The 19,443-nt window shown below is 73.2% G+C and carries 21 protein-coding genes; 8 read left to right on the forward strand and 13 right to left on the reverse strand.

Features of this window, described 5'->3' with window-relative positions; all coding sequences use genetic code 11:
• Nucleotides 1-84: 84 nt before the first annotated feature.
• The 3 genes from sufU to DEI81_RS07610 form a co-directional block, all read right to left on the reverse strand.
• The gene (gene sufU, locus DEI81_RS07600; protein WP_111009976.1) at nt 85-534 is read right to left on the reverse strand and encodes a Fe-S cluster assembly sulfur transfer protein SufU; all 450 of its coding nucleotides are present in this window, start codon (nt 532-534) and stop codon (nt 85-87) included.
• Nucleotides 531-1,883, reverse strand: coding sequence for an aminotransferase class V-fold PLP-dependent enzyme (locus tag DEI81_RS07605; RefSeq protein ID WP_258368556.1), 1,353 nt, complete (start codon nt 1,881-1,883; stop codon nt 531-533). The genes sufU and DEI81_RS07605 overlap by 4 nt, the downstream gene beginning before the upstream one ends.
• A gap of 127 nt (nt 1,884-2,010) precedes the next feature.
• On the reverse strand, nt 2,011-2,376 hold the full coding sequence (locus tag DEI81_RS07610) for an antitoxin (protein WP_111009977.1): 366 nt from the start codon (nt 2,374-2,376) through the stop codon (nt 2,011-2,013).
• Nucleotides 2,377-2,462: 86 nt separating this feature from the next.
• On the opposite strand from DEI81_RS07610, the gene DEI81_RS07615 reads away from it, so the two are divergent.
• Nucleotides 2,463-2,768 carry a hypothetical protein gene (locus DEI81_RS07615; RefSeq protein WP_111009979.1) on the forward strand — a complete coding sequence of 102 codons (306 nt, stop codon included), beginning with the start codon at nt 2,463-2,465 and terminating at the stop codon, nt 2,766-2,768.
• A 74-nt stretch (nt 2,769-2,842) separates the two neighbouring features.
• Here the strand turns inward: DEI81_RS07615 and DEI81_RS07620 are convergent, their stop codons facing one another.
• The 3 genes from DEI81_RS07620 to ald all read right to left on the reverse strand — a co-directional run bounded on the left by DEI81_RS07620 (nt 2,843) and on the right by ald (nt 6,274).
• Entirely contained in the window at nt 2,843-4,135 is a 1,293-nt protein-coding gene (locus DEI81_RS07620; protein WP_258368557.1) for a chloride channel protein, read from the reverse strand.
• Nucleotides 4,126-5,109, reverse strand: coding sequence for a magnesium and cobalt transport protein CorA (locus DEI81_RS07625; protein WP_111009981.1), 984 nt, complete (start codon nt 5,107-5,109; stop codon nt 4,126-4,128). The genes DEI81_RS07620 and DEI81_RS07625 overlap by 10 nt, the downstream gene beginning before the upstream one ends.
• Nucleotides 5,110-5,173: 64 nt before the next feature.
• Nucleotides 5,174-6,274, reverse strand: a complete 1,101-nt coding sequence (gene ald, locus DEI81_RS07630; protein ID WP_111009983.1) for an alanine dehydrogenase — start codon at nt 6,272-6,274, stop codon at nt 5,174-5,176.
• Between the two features lie 278 nt (nt 6,275-6,552).
• On the opposite strand from ald, the gene DEI81_RS07635 reads away from it, so the two are divergent.
• Together DEI81_RS07635 and DEI81_RS07640 are read left to right on the forward strand one after the other, a co-directional pair.
• Nucleotides 6,553-6,879, forward strand: a complete 327-nt coding sequence (locus DEI81_RS07635; RefSeq protein WP_111009985.1) for a hypothetical protein — start codon at nt 6,553-6,555, stop codon at nt 6,877-6,879.
• A gap of 16 nt (nt 6,880-6,895) precedes the next feature.
• The gene (locus DEI81_RS07640) at nt 6,896-7,363 is read left to right on the forward strand and encodes a DUF4383 domain-containing protein (protein ID WP_111009987.1); all 468 of its coding nucleotides are present in this window, start codon (nt 6,896-6,898) and stop codon (nt 7,361-7,363) included.
• Nucleotides 7,364-7,429: 66 nt separating this feature from the next.
• Here the strand turns inward: DEI81_RS07640 and DEI81_RS07645 are convergent, their stop codons facing one another.
• The 4 genes from DEI81_RS07645 to DEI81_RS07660 all read right to left on the reverse strand — a co-directional run bounded on the left by DEI81_RS07645 (nt 7,430) and on the right by DEI81_RS07660 (nt 10,900).
• The gene (locus DEI81_RS07645) at nt 7,430-7,669 is read right to left on the reverse strand and encodes a CDGSH iron-sulfur domain-containing protein (protein WP_111009989.1); all 240 of its coding nucleotides are present in this window, start codon (nt 7,667-7,669) and stop codon (nt 7,430-7,432) included.
• Entirely contained in the window at nt 7,666-8,718 is a 1,053-nt protein-coding gene (locus DEI81_RS07650) for a glycosyltransferase (protein ID WP_111009991.1), read from the reverse strand. The genes DEI81_RS07645 and DEI81_RS07650 overlap by 4 nt, the downstream gene beginning before the upstream one ends.
• Nucleotides 8,715-9,800, reverse strand: coding sequence for an iron-containing redox enzyme family protein (locus DEI81_RS07655; protein WP_258368558.1), 1,086 nt, complete (start codon nt 9,798-9,800; stop codon nt 8,715-8,717). The genes DEI81_RS07650 and DEI81_RS07655 overlap by 4 nt, the downstream gene beginning before the upstream one ends.
• Before the next feature lie 137 nt (nt 9,801-9,937).
• Entirely contained in the window at nt 9,938-10,900 is a 963-nt protein-coding gene (locus DEI81_RS07660; protein ID WP_111009993.1) for a sugar-binding transcriptional regulator, read from the reverse strand.
• Between the two features lie 255 nt (nt 10,901-11,155).
• Between DEI81_RS07660 and DEI81_RS07665 the strand changes: the two genes are divergently transcribed.
• Nucleotides 11,156-12,901, forward strand: a complete 1,746-nt coding sequence (locus DEI81_RS07665; RefSeq protein ID WP_111009995.1) for a glycerol-3-phosphate dehydrogenase/oxidase — start codon at nt 11,156-11,158, stop codon at nt 12,899-12,901.
• 37 nt (nt 12,902-12,938) lie between these two features.
• Here DEI81_RS07665 and DEI81_RS07670 read toward each other — a convergent pair whose 3' ends face one another.
• Nucleotides 12,939-13,628, reverse strand: a complete 690-nt coding sequence (locus DEI81_RS07670; RefSeq protein ID WP_111009997.1) for a histidine phosphatase family protein — start codon at nt 13,626-13,628, stop codon at nt 12,939-12,941.
• A gap of 57 nt (nt 13,629-13,685) precedes the next feature.
• Here DEI81_RS07670 and DEI81_RS07675 point away from each other — a divergent pair, with 57 nt between their 5' ends.
• The 4 genes from DEI81_RS07675 (at nt 13,686) to DEI81_RS07690 (ending at nt 17,258) form a co-directional block, all read left to right on the forward strand.
• Nucleotides 13,686-14,213: a DinB family protein gene (locus tag DEI81_RS07675; RefSeq protein ID WP_111009998.1), complete on the forward strand. Its 528-nt coding sequence runs from the start codon at nt 13,686-13,688 to the stop codon at nt 14,211-14,213.
• Between the two features lie 72 nt (nt 14,214-14,285).
• Nucleotides 14,286-15,404 carry an outer membrane lipoprotein carrier protein LolA gene (locus DEI81_RS07680; RefSeq protein ID WP_111010000.1) on the forward strand — a complete coding sequence of 373 codons (1,119 nt, stop codon included), beginning with the start codon at nt 14,286-14,288 and terminating at the stop codon, nt 15,402-15,404.
• Complete coding sequence (locus DEI81_RS07685; protein ID WP_111010001.1) at nt 15,401-16,345, forward strand: ABC transporter ATP-binding protein; 945 nt, start codon at nt 15,401-15,403, stop codon at nt 16,343-16,345. Before DEI81_RS07680 ends, DEI81_RS07685 begins: the two co-directional genes overlap by 4 nt.
• Complete coding sequence (locus DEI81_RS07690) at nt 16,332-17,258, forward strand: ABC transporter permease (RefSeq protein ID WP_111010003.1); 927 nt, start codon at nt 16,332-16,334, stop codon at nt 17,256-17,258. The genes DEI81_RS07685 and DEI81_RS07690 overlap by 14 nt, the downstream gene beginning before the upstream one ends.
• 70 nt (nt 17,259-17,328) lie before the next feature.
• Here DEI81_RS07690 and DEI81_RS07695 read toward each other — a convergent pair whose 3' ends face one another.
• Both DEI81_RS07695 and DEI81_RS07700 read right to left on the reverse strand, forming a co-directional pair.
• The gene (locus DEI81_RS07695) at nt 17,329-18,321 is read right to left on the reverse strand and encodes an NADP-dependent oxidoreductase (protein ID WP_111072243.1); all 993 of its coding nucleotides are present in this window, start codon (nt 18,319-18,321) and stop codon (nt 17,329-17,331) included.
• Nucleotides 18,322-18,475: 154 nt separating this feature from the next.
• Nucleotides 18,476-19,390: a metallophosphoesterase gene (locus DEI81_RS07700; protein WP_111010007.1), complete on the reverse strand. Its 915-nt coding sequence runs from the start codon at nt 19,388-19,390 to the stop codon at nt 18,476-18,478.
• Between the last annotated feature and the right edge of the window lie 53 nt (nt 19,391-19,443).

Raw genomic sequence — 19,443 nt, forward strand, 5'->3', positions numbered from 1 at the left:
GCTCCGACGCTACGGCTGCCCCCGACCCCGCTGCCGGGCGTGTGACCTCGTGTGACGGGGGCCGACCGGGAGGGACGGGTCGGGTCAGCGCGCCGCGGCCAGCTCCGCCGACGCCTCGGTGGCCACCCAGGCGAGCATCGCGCACTTGACCCGCATGACGAACTTCGCGACCCCCTGGAACGCGACCGCGTCGCCGAGGAGCTCCTCGTCGGGCTCACCCACGCCCCGCGACCGCAGCATGGTCCGGAACGCGTCGGCGAGCGCCGTGAACTCCGCGACGGTCCGGCCCGGGGCCATCTCGGCGAGGACGGACGCCGACGCCATCGAGATCGAGCACCCGGCGCCCTGCCAGCGGAGGTCGGCGATGCGGTCGGTACCGGGCTCGAGCCGGATCCGCACGGTGATCTCGTCTCCGCAGGTGGGGTTCCGCTCGTGGTGCTCGGCGTCCGCGTCGGGCAGCGGACCCTCGCCGGTGCGGGCCTTCGCGTGGTCGAGGATGACCTGCTGGTAGAGCCCCGCGAGCGCGTCGCTCATCGGTCCACTCCGACCTCGACCGGCGCGCAGGCGTCCGCCCGGCCGTCGACGTCCGACAGCCCGAAGTACGCGCGGACGCCCGCGACGGCCTCGAGGAACCGGTCGACCTCGTCCTCGGTCGTGTACACGTACGTGCTCGCACGGCTCGTGGCCACGAGGCCGAGTCGGCGGTGCAGCGGCTGCGCGCAGTGGTGCCCGGCGCGGACGGCGAACCCCTGCGCGTCGAGCACCTGCGACACGTCGTGCGCGTGGACCCCGTCGACGTCGAACGCCGCCAGTCCCGACCGCGGGACGCCCACCCCGGGCCCGACGACGCGGACGCCCGGGATCGCGGTGAGTCCTCCGACGAGGCGCTGGGCGAGGGCCTCCTCGTGCTCGCGCACGCGGTCCATCCCGATGCCCTGCAGGTAGCGGACTGCCTCGGCGAGCGCGACGGCCTGCGACACCGGCTGCGTCCCGGCCTCGAACCGCTCGGGCGCGGGCATGAACTCGGTGTGCTCCATCGTGACCGTCGTGATCATCGACCCGCCCGTTCGGAACGGCGGCAGCGCGTCGAGGAGTTCCTGGCGTCCCCAGAGCACCCCGATGCCGTTCGGGCCGAGCATCTTGTGTCCGGAGAACGCGGCGAAGTCGACCCCGAGGGCGCCGACGTCGAGCGGCCGGTGGGGTGCGGACTGGCAGGCGTCGAGCACGACGAGGGCGCCGACGGTGTGGGCGAGCGCGACGACCTGCTCGACGGGCGCGATCATCCCGGTGACGTTCGACACGTGCGCGAACGCGACGACCCGGGTCCGCGGGCCGATCACGGCGGCGGCGTCCTCGGCGGTCCAGCAACCGTCGTCGTCGACGGGGACCCAGCGGAGCGTCGCCCCGGTCGCGGCCGCGAGTTCCTGCCACGGCACGAGGTCGGCGTGGTGTTCGGCCTCCGTGACGACGATCTCGTCGCCGGCGGCGAGCCGGAAGCGCTCGGCCGCGGGCCCGCCCCGGCCCCGGCTCGCGTTGCCCATGCCGTACGCGACGAGGTTGAGCGCGTCGGTGGCGTTCGCGGTCCACACGACCTCGGTCGCGGCTGCGGCGCCGATGAAGCCGGCGACGGTCGCCCGGGCCTCCTCGTACGCGTCGGTGGCGAGCGCGGCGAGCGTGTGTGCTCCGCGGTGGACGGCGCTGTTGCTCGTCTCGAGGAACCGCCGTTCGGCGTCGAGCACCTGCGACGGCCGTTGCGCGGTCGCCCCGGAGTCGAGGTACACGAGCGGGACGCCGCCGGCCTCGTGGCCGAGGATCGGGAAGTCGGCGCGGATGGCGCGGACCTCGGCGTCGGTGAGCGGGTCGGTGGTCACGGTCGTCGTCACGGTGGTGCGGTCCTCCTGGCGCCCGGGTGGGCGGTGTCGCTCGGCACGGTGCCGGCGACGTCGTCACCCGAGGGCGACCCGTCCATGGTCCCCGCTGTTCCGGATCCCGTCCAGTCGGTGACCGCGGTCAGGCCTTGTGCTTGCCCGATCCGTCGCCGTGGTGCGGTCCGCCGTCGTGCTCCTGGTCCGGTGCGCCGTGCGCCGCGTGGCCCCCGTGACCCGAAACGCCGTGGTCGCCGTGCGCCTGCGCGTCGTGCCCCCGGTCGTCCCCTCCTGGCCCCACGACCTTGCCGATGTGCTTGTCGGCCTGGTCCCGCGCGCCCTTGAGCTGGTCGCTGTACTTGCCGCCGGTGGCCTTGTCCACCGCGCCCTGCACCGCGTCGAGCACCTTGTCGCTGAGGCCCTCGGCCTGCTCGCTGCGGAGGGCGTTCTTCACCTTGTCGTTGCCCAGGAACTCCTGGGCCTTCTTGCTGATGTCATCGAACCCGGCCATGCGCGCGATCCTAGGCGCGATGCCCTGGACGGACACCCGCCGTACGGAGCAGACTCGGTGCACACCCCGAACGAACGAGGACGCCCATGCGCAACGAGCGGTCCGCACGCGTCGCCCGCCGCGAGCGACCTCCCCGGCTGACCATGCCCCTCGAGGAGGCCGAGCGGATCTCGACCAACGCGGCCGACGGGCTGCTCGACACGTCCGATCCGGACGTCGCGCGGGTCGTCGCGCAGGCCAACCGGGTCGTCACCCGGTCGCAGATGTGGGGCTCGACCCCGGACCTCCCGACCCGCCGCTGGCGGCGCCTGACCGTCCTGGGTGGCCTGCTCTTCGTGCTCATCTGGGTGGCCGGGCTGATGCTCCCCCTGCTGGCGTCGCTCGGGAAGTAGCCCGCGCGGTCCCCGGCGCCCAGCGAGGACCCCGCCGTCGCGAACGGAACGGCGCACCCGTGGTCGCTCCGGCGCTACGCCACCCCGACCAGGCGACGCCGCCCGAGGACGTACCCGACGGCCACGGCACCGGCGACCGCCAGGAGCGCCGGGATGAGGATCGTCGGCCCCTGCCCGGTGAACTCGACGACGAGGACGAGCGCCGTGAACGGGGCGCGCATCGTCGTCGCCAGGAACGCGGCGGCGCCGATGAACGCGAACGCGGCGAGCCCCGACCCCGGCCAGACGAGCAGCCACGCGCCGCCGAGGAACGCCCCCGCGGTCGCACCGATCGCGATCGACGGGGTGAGCGTGCCACCGGCGGCCCCGGCACCGATGGTCGCTGTCGTCGTCGCGGTCTTCGCCAGCGACAGGACGCCGACCAGGAGGACCGGGGCCAGTCCGAGCACCGCCGCGTCGTGCAGGTGGGTGCCGAACGCCGCCTGTCCGAGGGCCCGACCGTTCCCGAGGACCTGGGGGAACCAGATCGCGACCGCTCCCACACCGGTGAACACGACGGGCATGACGACCATGACGCGCCACCCGCGCGGTCGTGCGGTCTGCAGCCGGTTCGTCAGGCGGACGAACCCGATCCCGGCGAAGCCGAGCACCGGTCCGACGAGCACCGCCCACACGACGAGCGACGGCGACAGGGTGAGCGTCGGCACCGTGTAGAGGGTCTCGACGGGCACGACGGCCCGGGCGACGAGCGCGGCGATCGCACTCGTCGCGAACGCGGGCAAGGCGGTGGCGAAGGTGATCTCACCGAGCAGGACCTCGACGGCGAACAGCGCTCCGCCGAGCGGCACGTCGTACACGGCGGCGAGTCCCGCCGCGGCACCGCAGGCGACGAGGATCCGCGTCTCGCGGCGGGTCAGCCCGGCACGGTCGGTGATCTGCTGGCTGAGCCAGGCCCCGATCTCACGCGGTGCGACCTCCTTGCCGATCGAGGCTCCGAGTCCGACGATGACGATCTGGATCCCGGCGTTCGCGACCGTGACGAGCGACGGCATGTGCCGGCCCTCGACCGCGCCCTGCACGGCGACGACGGGGCGGCCCCACCGGCGGAGCGCCCACCACGCGACCCCGGCCAGGAGGCCCGCGGCGAAGACCGCCAGGAACCGGTGCAGGGCGTCCGGCTCGTCCGCCGCCTCGTCCCCCGTGTGGAACGGGAACCCGAACGCGACGACCTGGATGAGGTGCAGCGCGACCCACACGCTGACGCCGGCGACGCCCCCCGCGACCCCGACGAGCGCGGTGACGACGACGATGCGGAGGGTCCAGTGCGGCGTGGAGTGCGCGCGCGGCCCGGCTCCGGTCAGAACCACCGCTTGACCTTGAACACGACGAACAGGACGACCGCGAACACGACCATCGCGACGATCGACAGGGGGTACCCGTACCGCCAGTGGAGCTCGGGCATGTTCGTGAAGTTCATGCCGTAGATCGCGGCGATGAGCGTCGGGGCGAACAGGATCGCGGCCCACGCCGAGATGCGCTTGGTGTCGTCGTTCTGCTTCTGCGCCGCCAGGGTGGCGTCGACCGTCAGCGCGTTCTGGAGCAGCGCACGGAACGTGTCGGCGCGGTCCGTGATCCGGATGACGTGGTCGAGCACGTCGCGGAACCGCCGCTGGAGCTCGAGGGGCATGTGGTACTTGTCGGCGCCGCGGTGCAGCGCCTCGAGCATGGCGACGAGCGGCCGGGTCGCGCGCTGGAAGTCGACGACCTCGCCGAACAGCTCGTAGATGCGTCGCGACGTGTTCGCGACGCCGGCGAACAGCTGGTCCTCGATCTGGTTGATGTCCTCCTCGAGCCCGTCGGCGACGGGACGGTACCCGTCGACGATGGAGTCGAACAGGGCCCAGAGCTGCGCCTGCGGTCCCGCGCCGACCAGGCCGGACTTGTGCGCCAGGCGGGTGAGGGCGGTGGTGATGGCGACGGATCCGCGCGGGTCCTCCTTGACGACGGCGACGAAGAAGCGGGGGCCGACGAACGCGTGGATCTCACCGAACCGGACGACCTCGTCGGCGTCGACGTAGAGGGCGGGACGCAGCACCGTGAACAGGGTGTCCCCGTAGCGTTCGAGCTTCGGCCGCTGGTGCCCGTGGGCGGAGTCCTCGACGGCCAGTTCGTGCAGCCCGAACGCCACGGCGACGTCCCCGAGCTCCTCGGGCGTGGGGTGGTCGAGGCAGAGGCACGCGGCGGCCTGGTCCTCCGCCACCATCCGGAAGGTCTCCTCGAGCGAGGTCGAGGAGATCGGGGCGATCTGGTCGACGAAGACGGTGTTGAGCGCGACGGGCATGGGTCCTCCGCCCCGAAGCGTACGGGACCGCTCGCGCTGGGTCGGACCACCCACGCCCCAGCGGTCAGGCCGTGGCGACCTCGAGGCCGTGCGCAGCGGCGACGGCCGCGTTGACGACGGCGCCGGCGTGCACGTTGAGGCCCTTCGCGAGCGACGGGTCCGCGGCGAGCGCCCGCTCCCAGCCGGCGTCGGCGATCGCGACCGCGTACGGCAGGGTCGCGTTCGTCAGCGAGATCGTGCTCGTCCGCGGCACCGCGCCGGGCATGTTCGCGACGCAGTAGTACATCGAGCCGTGCACCGCGAACGTCGGGTCGTCGTGCGTGGTGGGCCGGGAGCCCGCGAAGCAACCGCCCTGGTCGATCGCGATGTCGACGAGCACGGAGCCGGGGCGCATGTCCGCGACCATGGCGTCGGTCACGAGCTTCGGCGCCGCGGCCCCGGGGATGAGCACCGAGCCGATCACGAGGTCCGCGTCGCGCAGGGCCTCGGCGATCGCGTAGCTGCTCGAACGGAGGGTGGTCACGCGGCCGTCGAACCGCGCGTCGAGGGCACGGAGGCGCGGGAGCGCGATGTCGATGACGGTGACCTCGGCGCCGAGCCCGAGGGCCATCGCCGCCGCGTGTTCGCCGGCGACCCCCCCGCCGATGACGACGACGCGGCCCTTCGGGGTCCCGGGCACGCCGCCGAGCAGCAGGCCACGACCGCCCGCGGTGCGCATGAGCTGGTTCGCGCCGACCTGTGCGGCGAGCCGCCCGGCGATCTCCGACATCGGCGAGAGCAGGGGCAGCGACCGGTCGGGCAGCTGCACCGTCTCGTACGCGATCGCCGTTGCGCCGGACGCCCGCAGCACCTCGGTGAGCGGCCGGTCCGCCGCGAGGTGCAGGTAGGTGAACAGCACCTGACCGGGCCGGATGAGCGGGTACTCGCTCGCGACGGGTTCCTTCACCTTGAGCACCATGTCCGCGGCACCCCACACGGCGGCGGCGTCGGGGACGACCTCGGCACCGGCGTCCGCGTACTCGTCATCCGTGAAGGCACTGCCCGCGCCCGCGCCGGCCTGCACGAGCACCCGGTGCCCGTGCAGGGTGAGCTCGGCGACGCCCGCCGGGGTCACGGCGACCCGGAACTCGTTGTTCTTCACCTCGGTGGGGACACCGATCAGCATGGGGACTCCTCGTGGTCGTGCCCGCGGCGGCCCGCGGGGTCGAAGTCATTCAGGCATCCGTTTCGAACGGCCGTGTCACAGCAGCACATCGTTCGGTTGCACGCGCTGCTCGTGCTCGTGGATTCGGTCCCGGGCGCCCCGCACGGGCGTGCACCGAAGGATCGACCGGTGGCGGGCCTCCCGGCCGGACTGTCCCCCGTTCACTGCGCGACCGGGCAGTCCGGTCCGGGTACCGTCCAGGCCACTCGACGACGAGCCGTCGAGGGGAAGGACCAGTGATGACCAACGAGGAACTCGCGATCCCCGACTTCGACCACGTGCCGCTCGGGGCGCTCCGGGAACGCATCGTCGCTCTCGATCGCTCGGACCTGCAGGCACTGCTCGACCACGAACGGGCCCACGGCGACCGCCTGCCGGTCGTCGAGGTCCTGCGCCACCGGCTCGAGGCCCTCGACGCCGGCGCCGAACCCCACGGCTCCGTGCCGGACCACCTGCCGGAGGTCCAGGCCGGCGTGCCCGGGGGCGGCGTGACCCCCGCGACCTCCGGGCCGCCGATCAACCCGCCGTCACACGGCGATCCCACCAACCCGGCCATGCCGCGCTGATCAGGAAGGAACTCCCATGTCCGACTCCTCCGCCCACCCGCCCTACGCCGCGACCGCCGTCCAGAAGGGCGCGCTGATCGTCGGGATCGTCTTCCTGGTCGTCGGGATCGCCGGGTTCATCCCGGGGATCACGACCGGCTCGCTGAGCGGTGCCGGATCAGGCTCGATGGCGATGTTGCTCGGCCTGTTCCAGGTGTCCGTGCTCCACAACATCGTGCACCTGGCCTTCGGTGTCGTCGGTGTCATCGCCGCCCGCGGTGCCGGTGCTTCGCGCGCGTACATGATCATCGGCGGCATCGTCTACGCCGTCCTCTGGATCTACGGCCTGTTCACCGCGAACCACACGAGCGGGGCGAACTTCGTGCCGCTCAACACGGCCGACAACTGGCTGCACCTCGTGCTCGCCGTCGGCATGATCCTGCTCGGCTTCGTGCTGCCGCGCTCGCGCAGCCGCCGGGACGACCGCATCCGCACCGTGGGCTGACACCCCCGGACGCACGACAGCGGGCCCGCGACGATCGTCGCGGGCCCGCTGTCGTCGTGGTGACGGTCAGACCGGGTCGGCCGCGACGTCCGTGGCGGGCAGCTCCGGCTCGGTCCGGAAGCCGATGATCTTGTGCGTCCCGTCGCAGTACGGTTTGAGCATCGACTTGCCGCACCGGCAGAGCGCGACCGTGCGTCGGCGGCGGGGCAGGTCCTCGCCGTCGGGGTTCGTGATGCGGACGTCGCCGCGCACAAGGAGCGGCCCGTCGGGGCACGCGACGATCTCGATGTCGGGGTCGTGGGTCATGGGCGGGGTCCCTCCGTCGGGGTGTCGGTCACGGAGCCGACACCGGCGAGGCGTCGGCGGAGCAGGGGCAACGGGGTGGCCGCGCGCGGGAGCCGTTCGCCCGCGTACCGCACGCCGCCGCGGGCCCGGGCGACGACGGCGAGCCAGGAGCACACCGCGCGCTCGGCGAGCCACAGCGGCGACCACAGCGCCGCGGTCGGCGGGAACACGGCGGTCCCCCCGGCGCGGCGGCGGCCGAGTTCGGCGAGCCCGACCACGGTGATCGCCCCGGCCACGAGCCGCCGCGGTCGACGCACGGCGAGCAGCGCCGCGGGCAGGACGGCGAGTTCCAGGGCGAGCCGGAGCGGTTGCGCCCACGAGTCGTACGCCTGGCGCACGCGTTGCCCCAGGAAGTGCCGGACCGTCGGCGGTCGGCGCGCGACGAAGCAGTCGTCGAGGCGGACCTGTCGACCCCCGACGGCCAGCACGGTCCGGACGAGCTCGCAGTTCTCGAACAGGACGTCCCCGTCGTACCCGCCCGTCGCGAGCAGCACCCCGCGTCGGACGCCGAGCGTCCCGGGCCAGTCCGACGCGAGCGCGCGGTTGAGCAGCGTGCGGCCGGTGTCCCAGCGGGCGTGCCACGGCGACGGGTGGAAGTGGTTCTGCGGCCGGACGACCTCCGCGTCGGCGAGCTGCGCGACGACACGGGCGAGCGCGGGCTCGTCGTACCGGACGTCGTCGTCCGCCACCACGACCGCGTCGTGCCGCGCCGTCTCGACACCGGTGACGACCCCGCGGACCTTGCCGTTCCTCCCGGCCCGGTCCCGTGGCGGCAGCACCCGGACCCCCGGCGGGAACGCGGCGCGGTGCCGTTCGACCGCGACCGTCGACGAGCCGTCGACGACGGTGACGTCGACGACCCCGACGAGGCGCGCCAGGTAGGCGGCGAGTTCCGTCGGATCGGTGTCGTCGTCCCACCGGAGCGGCAGGACGTACTCGGCCGGCAGGCGCTCGGCGCCGCCGTCGGCGGCGTGGCCGACGGGACGGGGACCCCCGCCGCGTGCGGTCATCCGGCCTGGAGGGACGGTGCGGCCACCTGCACCGGTGCGCGGAGCGAGGACCGCCCGGCCTGGTACGCCTCGAGCAGTTCGGCGGCGGCCCAGCCGTCGACGGTGAGCGACGCGGCGGCGCCGAACAGCACGTCGTCGAGGAGCGCGGGCTCGGCCTCGACGAGGCCGCCCGCGAGGTCGCGCCCGGCGATCTGCTCGTGGACCGCGTCGGCCTCGACGTGCTCGTCGAAGTACCACGTGGCGTCCTCGTCGAAGCCGAGGCGCCGGAAACCGTCCCCGTACAGCTTGTTGGGGATGGACGAGGTCATCTCGTACGCCGCCAGGTGCCCGACGGTCGCACCGCGCAACCGACGGTGCTGCCCGAACAGGCTCATCATCGTGTTCGTCGCGAGCGTCAGCGCCGACACGGCGTCGACGTACGCACCGTAGGAGTCGTCGAGTCCGGCGGCACGGACGGTGCGGGCGAAGATCGCGGAGTGCATGCGCTTCGGCCGGCCCCCGCCGTACTCGTCCGACTGGATCTCGACGAGCGCGGCCTTGGCGCGGCCGGTCAGGCGCGGGATCGCCCAGGAGTGCGGGTCGGCCTCCTTGAGCGTGTAGACCGTCCGGTTCACGAGGAGGTCGCGGACCTGCTCGAGCGTGGCCTTCCGCGCGACGTAGCGCGAGAGGCTCGGCCCCGAGTCGGCGGAGGTCATCGCGAACAGGGCCGCCGCGACGGCGTCCGCGGTCGGCTCGGGTCGCTCGGGCATCGGCACCCTGCGGCGGAGCTCGGCCTCGAACGCCTCCTCGAGCACGGCACGCACCGCGAGGAGGTCCGGGTCCCACTCGAAGCGGTCGTCGACACCCTGGATGCCCCCGTAGGCGAGCTCCTGGAGCACGAAGAGGCTGCTCTGCACGTCGTCGTCGCGGATGAGGTCCTCGGCGTCGGCGATCGCGCGGCGGGCGGTGGCGGTGAGCGCGGATCGGTCAGCGTCCGGACGCTCGGTGAGCACGGCGCGGATCGCCTCGCCGAGCGGCCCGCGCGGTGCCGGGTACGGCATCGGGGTCTGGGTGAGGACGTCGGCAGCGTCGAGGACGGCCATGGAGGGCTCCTTGCGTGGTCGGACAGCTCGCCATGCCTACGCCCGCTCAGCTGGGAACACGTCCGGGTTCGTCCCCCGACCCGTGTCCCCCGACGGGTCCCCCGTGACCCGGCTTCGGCGGTCGGCCTCCCCGTCGCTCAGGAGCCGAGCAGCGCCTGTCCCGCGCTCTCGTCGACGATGAGGTCCGTCACGAGCCCGGCCGCCAGCGCCCCTTCGAGGCTCGTGACCTTCGAGCGCCCCGCGACGACGCAGATCCGCCGCGGCGCGCGCTTCAGGGTGTCGAGGTCCGGCGCACCGGCGCGGGCGTTCAGGCCGATGTCCCGCCAGGAACCGTCGGCCCGGTAGAACACCGTCGTGACGTCGCCGACGACGCCGTCGCGCTTGAGCTCCTCGCGGTCGGCCGGGTCGAGGTACCCGCCCGAGTACACGTGGCTCGGGACGAGGGCCTGGGGCGAGCCGACCCCGAACAGCACGAGGTCCATGCGCTGGTGCAGGTCGAGCACCGGACGGAGGCTCCGCTCGCGGAACAGCGCGGCCTTCGTCGCCGGGTCATCGAAGAACGCGGGGACCGGGAACTGCTGGACGACCGCCCCGTACGCGTCGCCGAAGCGGCGGAGGATCTCGCTGGCGTAGACGATGCCGGTCGTGCGTGTGTTGGCCGCACCGTTCACCTGCACGATCGTCGAGCCGTGCGTCGCCTTCGGCACGAGGTACCGGCTGATCGCACTCACCGTCGAGCCCCACGAGATCCCGATCACCATGTTCGAGTCGATGTACTGCGTCAGGATCCGGGCGGCGGAGAGCGCGACGCGTTCGAGCCGGTCGACGTCGCTCGTGTGGTCGGGCACGGGCACGACGTGCGCATGCACGTCGAACCGGGTGCGCAGGGCACGGCTCAGGGCCGCGGCCTGGTCGAGCGGGGACCGGATCTGGATGTCGACGAGCCCGGTGTCGCGGGCGTACTTGAGCAGCCGCGAGACGGACGACCGGGACGTCCCGAGTTCGTCGGCGATGGCCTCCATCGTCAGGTCCTGCATGTAGTACAGGTGCGCGGCGCGGAGCGCCTGTTGCGTCCGCACCGCCTGTGCCGCGTCGCTCATCGTGCGTCCTCCGCGTTCGTGTGCCGTGCAGCGGCACCAGCGTCGCGCGGCACCTTGGTCGCGCGCCCTGCACGCACGTGCACGGCCGCTGGCTCCATTCTCGCCCCCGCGGACGTGCGTTGCCACCGGTCGACGCCGCTCTGGAGGCCCCGTGCACGTTCGTGCAGGCGGGTTGCCCCTCCTGTCAGTGGCGCGCACCATCGAGGAGTCGCCGCGGCGAATCCGGCCGCGTCGCTGAGGAGGAAGACGAACCACATGTCGAAGAAGACCGCGCTGCGACCGAACGTCGCGGCCATCACCGACCGGCCCACCGCCCAGGTCCTCGTCGTCGGTGGGGGCATCAACGGCATCGCGACCTTCCGCGACCTCGCGCTGCAGGGCGTCGACGTCGTGCTCGTCGAGCGGAACGACTACGCGTCGGGGGCCTCGGCCGCGTCGAGCCACATGATCCACGGCGGCATCCGCTACCTCGAGAACGGCGAGTTCCGGCTGGTCCGCGAGTCCGTGCAGGAGCGCAACGGCCTCATCAGGATCGCCCCGCACTACGTCAAGCCGCTGCAGACCACCATGCCGGTGTTCTCCACGTTCTCGGGCATCATGAACGCCCCGCTGCGGATGCTGACGCACAAGCAGCGGTCCACCAGGGAGCGTGGCGCGGCCCTCATCAAGATCGGCATGACGCTCTACGACTCGTTCTCGCGTGACGGCGGATCCGTGCCGAAGCACCGCTTCCTCACGAAGAAGGCCGCGCTCGAGGACATGCCCGCCCTGAACCACGACCTCAAGTACACGGGCACCTACTACGACGCGTCCGTGCACGAGCCCGAGCGCCTGGCGCTCGACGTCCTCAAGGACGGGCTCGCCGCGGGTACCGGGAACGGCAGCGCCGCGACCGCCCGCTCGGCGAACTACGTCGAGGCCGTCGGCACGCGCGACGGCGGCGTCCTGCTCCGCGACGTCGAGTCTGGGACCGAGTTCGTCGTCACCGCGCCGGTCGTCGTCAACGCCTCCGGGCCGTGGACCGACCTGACGAACGCGGCGTTCGGGGGCGAGACGGCGTACATGGGCGGCACGAAGGGCTCCCACATCGTCGTCGACAACCCGGAGCTGCTCGCGGCGACGAAGGGCCGCGAGATCTTCTTCGAGAACGACGACGGCCGCATCGTGCTCATCTACCCGCTCAAGGGCCGGGTGCTCATCGGCACGACCGACATCGACGCCGACCCCGCCGAGCCCGCCGTGTGCACCGAGGAGGAGGTCGACTACTTCTTCGACCTCGTCCGGCACGTGTTCCCGCAGATCGCCCTCGATCGCGAGCACATCGTCTACCGCTACTCGGGCATCCGGCCGCTCCCCCGGCACGAGGACACCGCCCCCGGGTTCGTCTCACGTGACTACCGCATCGTCGAGACGCCGATCGACGGCCTCGGGTCCGCCACGGTGCTCTCGCTCGTCGGCGGCAAGTGGACCACGTTCCGCGCCCTGTCCGCGCACCTGTCGACCGAGGTGACGAACCGCCTCGGTGTCAGCCGGAAGGTCGACACGACGGGTATGCCGATCGGCGGCGGCAAGGACTTCCCGACGACCGACAGCGACCGCGCCCTGTGGGTGCAGACGCACCGCGACGGGCTCGACCCCGCAGCCGTGGACCGGCTCCTCACCCGGTACGGCACCCGGGCGACCGAGGTCATCGACGTGCTCCTCGACCAGCCCGTCGTGCCGCTCGAGACCGACCCCGAGCTGACCACCGCCGAGGTGGCGTTCTTCGCCGAGCGGGAGCACGCCGTGCACCTGTCCGACGTCGTGCTCCGCCGGACGAACCTGGCGTTCGTCGGGGGCGTGACGATCGAGCTCCTCACCGAGCTCGCCGACGTCCTCGCGACGGCGCTGCAGTGGACCTCCGAGGAGCGCGACGAGGAGATCGCCGCGACGCTCGAGGAGCTCCGCGTCGCGCACGGCGTGGTCGTCCCGCTCGGATCGACCCCGGTCGCGGCGCGCTGACCCTCGCCCCGGCCGGCCCCCGACGCCCGTCTCCCGATCACCGGGAGGCGGGCGTCGCTCCGTCCGGCGGCGTGAACGCCTCGCCCGTGGGATCGGGCGCGCTGCGGTCCGCGACCTCGTCGCCACCGACGGGCTGCCCCTCCCAGCGGGCCACGGTCCACCCGCTGGCGGGGTCGCCGTCGAGCTCGACGATGCCGGTGTTCTCGAGTGTGTGGCGCGCGAGCGCGTGGTCCGCGAGGTTCGTCGCGGTCCCACCCGCCCAGCTCCGGATGGCCGCGCCGTGGCTGAACGCGGCAGCCGTGTCGGCGCCGCCCGCGGCGATCGTCGCCACGGCGGCGTCGAAGCGCGCGAAGAACGCGTGCCCGTCCGGTCCGCCCGGCATGCGCCGGTCGCGGTCCCCCTCGAGCCACGCGAAGACCGTGCCCATGTACTCGAGGACGGAGGCGCGGTCGCGCTTGCCCTCGAGGTCGCCCGCGTCGATCTCGTGGAGTCCCGGGAGCTCGATCGGCTCGAGTCCGAGCGCGTCGGCGAGCGGTGCCGCCGTCTCGTGGGTCCGGACCATGTCCGAGACGAACACCGCGCCGACACCGCGGTCGCCGAGCGCCTGGGGCAACCGGGCCGCCTGTTCCCGGCCGAGCGGGGTGAGCCCCGGCCCCGGCACGAGCGTGTCGAGCACCCCGTCGACGTTCGCGGGAGTCTGGCCGTGGCGGATGAGCAGGAGACGCATGCGCCGAGCCTACGGACCCCGGTGAACGGGCGGGCCCCGGTACGGTAGCGTCCCGCCATGCCGATCGAACCCGACACGAAGAACTGGACCTGGGTGCTCGAGGACCGGTGCCCCGAGTGCGGGTTCGACGGTCGCACCGTGACCTTCGACGAGGTCCCGGGGCTCGTCCGTGCGAACGCCGCCGCGTGGCCGGCCGAGCTGGCGCGCGACGACGTCCGCGAGCGTCCGGACGACGCGACGTGGTCACCGCTGGAGTACGGCGCCCACGTCCGCGACGTGCATCGCGTCATGGCGGGTCGGCTCGAGCTCATGCTCGCCGAGGACGCGCCCCGGTTCCCGAACTGGGACCAGGACGCCACCGCTGTGGAGGACCGGTACGGCGAGCAGGACCCGGCCGTCGTCGCCGAGGAGCTCCTGGCCGCCGCCGATCGGACCGCCGCCGCCTTCGCCGCGGTGCGCGACGACCAGGTCGACCGGCCGGGCCTCCGCTCGGACGGCAGTGCGTTCACGGTGGAGTCCCTCGCCCGGTACTACCTGCACGACCCGGTCCACCACCTGGCGGACGTCCGCCGACCGCGCGCCTGATCCGCACCTCCACAGCGGACGTTCGGGCTGTGGACGTACCGTCAGCGGACCTGCAGTCGAAGGGGATGCGTCATGAAGAAGAAGTCGACCTGGCTCCCGGCCGTCGTCGCGCCGGTCGTCGTCGCCGGGGCGGTCGCCGCCCCGCTCGCCGCGAGCGCCGCGACCCCGTCCCCCGCCACCACCGGCAGCCACCCCACGGCGGCGCAGGTGCTCGCGAGCGTCGCACACAGCGACACCCTGTCGTACTCCGGGCGGATCAGCCAGACGAGCGACCTCGGTCTGCCGTCGCTGCCGTCGACGAGCGGCTCGTCCGGGGCGTCGAGCGCGCAGTCCGGCGCATCGGACGTGCTCGATCTGCTGACCGCGTCGCACGAGGCGCGCGTCTACGTCGACGGTCGCAGCAAGGCCCGCGTGCAGGTGCTCGACCAGCTCGCCGAGCGCGACGTCATCCGCAACGGGCGCGACGTCTGGACCTGGGACTCCAAGGCGGACAAGGCCGTGCACGTCACGCTCCCGTCGTCCGCCGCGGCCGCGAACGGCACTGACACGGGGTCCGCGTCGCCCGCCGACATCGCCGCGCGGGCGATCGCCGGGATCACGCCGAGCACCCGCGTCGGCACGCCGACGACCACCTCGGTCGCCGGGCACGCCGCCTGGCAGGTGCGACTGACCCCGAAGTCCTCGTCGACGCTCGTGCACGACGTCGTCATCGCGATCGACAAGTCCACCGGCCTGCCGCTGAGCGCCCGGATCGACGCTCGCGGGCAGTCCACGGCAGCGGTGTCGGTGCGGTTCAGCGCGCTCTCGTACGGCCCACCCAAGGCGTCTCTGTTCGACTTCACGCCGCCGAGCGATGCGAAGGTGACGACGAAGGACCTCTCCGATGCCGCGGAGCACAGCTCGACGGCCAAGCACCCCGGCCTCGTGGCCCCCGGTGACGTGCGGGCCTCCGGCGCACCGACCCCGAGCGTCCAGGGCGACGGCTGGTCGAGCATCGTGACCCTGCCCGCGGGGACGTTCCCGAAGCGCCAGCTCGACGCCGACGGCTCGCAGCTGTTCGGGCAGCTCACCAAGGCGGTCGACGGCGGCCGCGCGGTGCAGACCTCGCTCGTGTCGATCCTCATCACGGACGACGGCCGCGTCCTCGCCGGCGCGGTGCCGGTGTCGGCGCTCGAGGCCGCAGCCGAGTGAGCACCGCGGACCTCGCGATCCGCACCCAGGGTCTGCGCAAGGTCTTCCGACGGCAGCACGCCGTCGACGGCATCGACCTGGCGGTGCCGCGCGGCTCGGTGTTCGGGTTCCTCGGCCCGAACGGCTCCGGCAAGACCACGACGATCCGCATGCTCCTCGGCCTGACCGCGGCGAGCGCCGGGACCATCGAGGTCCTCGGCGAACGCATGCCCCGCGCACTGCCCAGCGTGCTGCCGCGCGTCGGCGCACTCGTCGAGGGACCGGCCTCCTACCCGTTCCTGTCCGGGCGGGCGAACCTGCACCGGTTCGACGCCGCCGATCCCCGCTCCGATCCGGCGTCCCGCACGCGCCGGGTCGACGCCGCCCTCGACCGGGTGGGACTCACGCACGCGGCCGACAAGAAGGCCGGGGCGTACTCCCTCGGCATGAAGCAGCGGCTCGGCCTCGCGAACGCCCTCCTCACGCAGCGCGACCTGCTCGTACTCGACGAGCCGACGAACGGGCTCGACCCCCAGGGCACGCGTGAGGTCCGGAACCTCATCCGCTCGCTCGCCGACGACGGCACCACCGTGTTCGTGTCGAGCCACCTGCTCGCCGAGATCGAGCAGGTGTGCACGCACGCCGGTGTGATGCGCGCCGGCAGCCTCGTCGCCCAGGGCTCGCTCGACGAGCTCCGGCGGGTCGGGACCGCGCGGGTCACGGTCCAGACGCCGGACCGAGGCGACGCCCACATCGTGCTCACGCGGCTCGGCCTCCACGTCGGCGCGGCGAGCCGGTCCGACGGACTCGTGGCGGACCTCCCGGACGAGGTGCCGGCCGAGACCGTCACCGCCGCACTGGTCGAGGCCGGCGTCCGCGTGCGCGGCATCGCCGTCGGGGGCGGCACGCTCGAGGACCGCTTCGTCGCGCTGACCGGGGAGGGTTTCGATGTCGCAGGGTGAGGCAGCGGGCACGGGCCACCGCGCCGCTGACGGGGGCGCGGTCGCGGTGGACGGCACCGCCGTCACGCCGACCGGGAGGCCCGACACCGGTCGCCGGGGCACGCGCGCCACCGCGCTCCTCGGCTCCGAGGTGCGCGTGCTGTTCCGCCGCTGGCGCACCTGGGCGATGCTCGGAGCGCTCGCACTCGTACCGATCCTCATCGCGGTCGCCGTCCGGGTCGCGACGCATCGGACGTCGGGCGGCCCGGCGTTCCTGTCCGACATCACGAACAACGGGCTGTTCGTCGCGTTCACGGCGCTGACGGTGTCGATCCCGCTGTTCCTGCCGCTGACGATCGGGGTCGCGTCCGGGGACACGATCGCGGGCGAGGCCAACCTCGGCACCCTGCGCTACCTGCTCGTCGCGCCGACCGGCCGGCTCCGGCTCGTACTCGTGAAGTTCGTCGGCGCCGGCGCGTTCGCCCTCGCCGCGACCCTGACGATCGTCGTGGTCGGTGTCGCGATCGGGGCGGCGCTGTTCCCGATCGGTCCGGTGACGCTGCTCTCCGGCACCCAGGTCGGCGGCGTGCAGTACGCCGTGCGGGCGCTGTTGCTCGTCGCCTACGTGACGCTGTCGATGCTCGGACTCACCGCGATCGGGCTGTTCGCGTCGACGCTCACCGCGGTGCCCGTCGGGGCGATGGCCGCCACGGTGGTCCTCGCCGGCGCCTCGCAGATCGCCGACGCGCTCCCCCAGCTCGACTGGCTCCACCCGTTCCTGTTCTCGCACCTGTGGCTCGGGTTCGGGGACCTGTTACGCGACCCGCTGTCGTTCGAGTCGTTCGGGCACAACGCGCTCCTGCAGGCGGCCTACGTCGTGGTCTTCGGCGGCCTCGCCACACTGCGGTTCGTGCGGAAGGACGTCCTGAGCTGACGTGGACCCGGGCATGCGTCCGCGCTGACGCAGGCGTACGCCTCCGCGGAGGCGCTCGCGCTCGCGCTCGTCAACGTTCCGCCATCGTGCGCGCCTTCTCGGAGCGGTACCACTCCTGCCGCATCCCGGTCTCGACGGGCTGCATGCCGACGACGACCTTGCCGCGGGAGTGGCCCGCTGCGAGGTCCTCGTAGGCGTCGACCAGGTACTCGAAGGGGTAGAACCCCGACACGAGCACCCGGAGCTGGTGCGCCTCGATGCGCCGACCGAGGTCCTGCATGATCGTCGCGGGGTCGGTGTCATCGCCGCCGGCCTGCACGAAGTACAGCTCGACGTCACGGCGCCGCTCGAGCGACACGAACCGCGCCGGGTCGACCCCGAGCGCCGTCGACAGGGCCGCACCGTCGCCCCGGTTGTCGACGAACGCGGTGACCGGGTGCCCTGCGGCAGCCTGACGGATCCGCTCGACCATGCCATCCCCGTACGTCACCGGGAGCACGCCGATCTGCCGGAGGTAGTCGTGGTTCCGCTCACCGCAGGTGCCGATGACCCGGGCGCCCGCGGCGAGCGCCAGCTGCGCCTCGATGTGCCCCACCCCACCGGCGGCGGCGGCGATCATCACGACGTCGTCCGCGGTGATCGCGAGGTCGTCGATGATCCGCCAGGCCGTCGTCCCGGCCAGGTACAGACCGCCGGCCACCTCGAACGGGATGTTCTCCGGCTTGCGCACGATCGCCGCCGCCGGGACGCACACCCAGCTCGCCTGGGCGCCACCACCGACGGCGTGGCCCATCACGGCCTGCCCGGCGTGCACCCCGCGCACCGACCGCCCCTTCGCCCGGACGATGCCCGCGAAGCACGATCCCTGCCGCGAGGGGAACACTGTCGGAAGCCGGTCCGCCAGGGCCCCTTCGCGGGTCGCGATCTCGATGTGGCTGAGGCCGGCCGCCACGACCTCGACGACGACCTCACCGTCCGCCGGGGTCGGTCGTTCCTGGTCGACGAAGTGGAGCTCGTCGGTCCCGCCGTACCGGTCGAACTCGACCGCTGATCCCACACGCATGGCACGCTCCTGCTGTCGGCACCGTCGCCGTCGCCGTCGCAACCGTGATGCGGTACCGCCGAGCATGCGCTCCCCTGGCTGGGTCCGCGGCCGGTTCGCTGCGGCGGCTGCGGCTGCGGCTGCGGCTGCGACTCGCCGCGCCCGCCGGGGCCGTTCAGCGGCGCGGGCCGGACTCCGCCGCGATGCGTGCGACCCGCGCCTCGTCGAACGTGAAGAGCTCGCGCCCCTCGTCCGACACGGGGACGTGCACGGGCGTCGAGAGCACGGTGCCCTCGGCCGAGACGTCGACCACGAGCGCTCCGGCGCCGGCGAGGATGCGCTCCCGCTCGTAGACGCCCGCGATGTCGGTGTCGTTCGCGACCCCGGGCGCCACGAGCACGGGGGCCCCCGTGATCGTGCCGACCATGTGGTGGTGGTAGTGCCCCGCGAGGACGACGCGCACGTCGCTCCCCCGCAGCGCATCCGCCAGCTCGTCCGGGTTCTGCAGTCGTAACGCCTCGTGCAGGGCGGTCGGCGCCGGCAACGGTGAGTGGTGCAGCACGAGGACGGTCCCGTACGGAGCGGGATCGGCGAGCAGCTCGCGGAGCCGTTCGAGCTGCTCGGGCCGCAGCAGGCCGTACCCGGCGCCGGGGACCGAGGTGTCGAGCGTGATGATCCGGCGCCCGGCCACCATCGAGACGCCGTCGACCGGGACGCTCGGCGCAACGTGCTGCAGCGTGTGCGCGACCGGTGCCCCACCTTCGGCGAACACGTGGCCGTTCCCGAGGACCTCACGGAACCCGGCGCGCCCGTCGTGGTTCCCGGGCACGGCGACGACGGCCGAACCGTGCGCACGCGCCCAGGCCCCGACGCGGTCGAGCAGGGCCTGGTACGAGGCGGGCGTGCCGTCGTCCGAGCAGTCCCCGGAGACGACGACCAGGCCGACACCGGGGACGTCGGCGACCCGGGCGAGGACCGCGTCGAGTGTGGCCGCGGTGTCCACCACGCCGTTGTGCAGCGAGCCGTCACCGGTCAGGTGGGTGTCGGACAGGTGGAGGACGCGGAGGGCGCCGGGCGCGACGGGCAGCATGCGGTCACGATAGCGACCGCCGACGACAGCAGCGATGACGGTGGACGTGGCTC

The organism is Curtobacterium sp. MCBD17_013, from assembly GCF_003234565.1.
In the GTDB taxonomy this organism is placed as follows: Bacteria; Actinomycetota; Actinomycetes; order Actinomycetales; family Microbacteriaceae; genus Curtobacterium.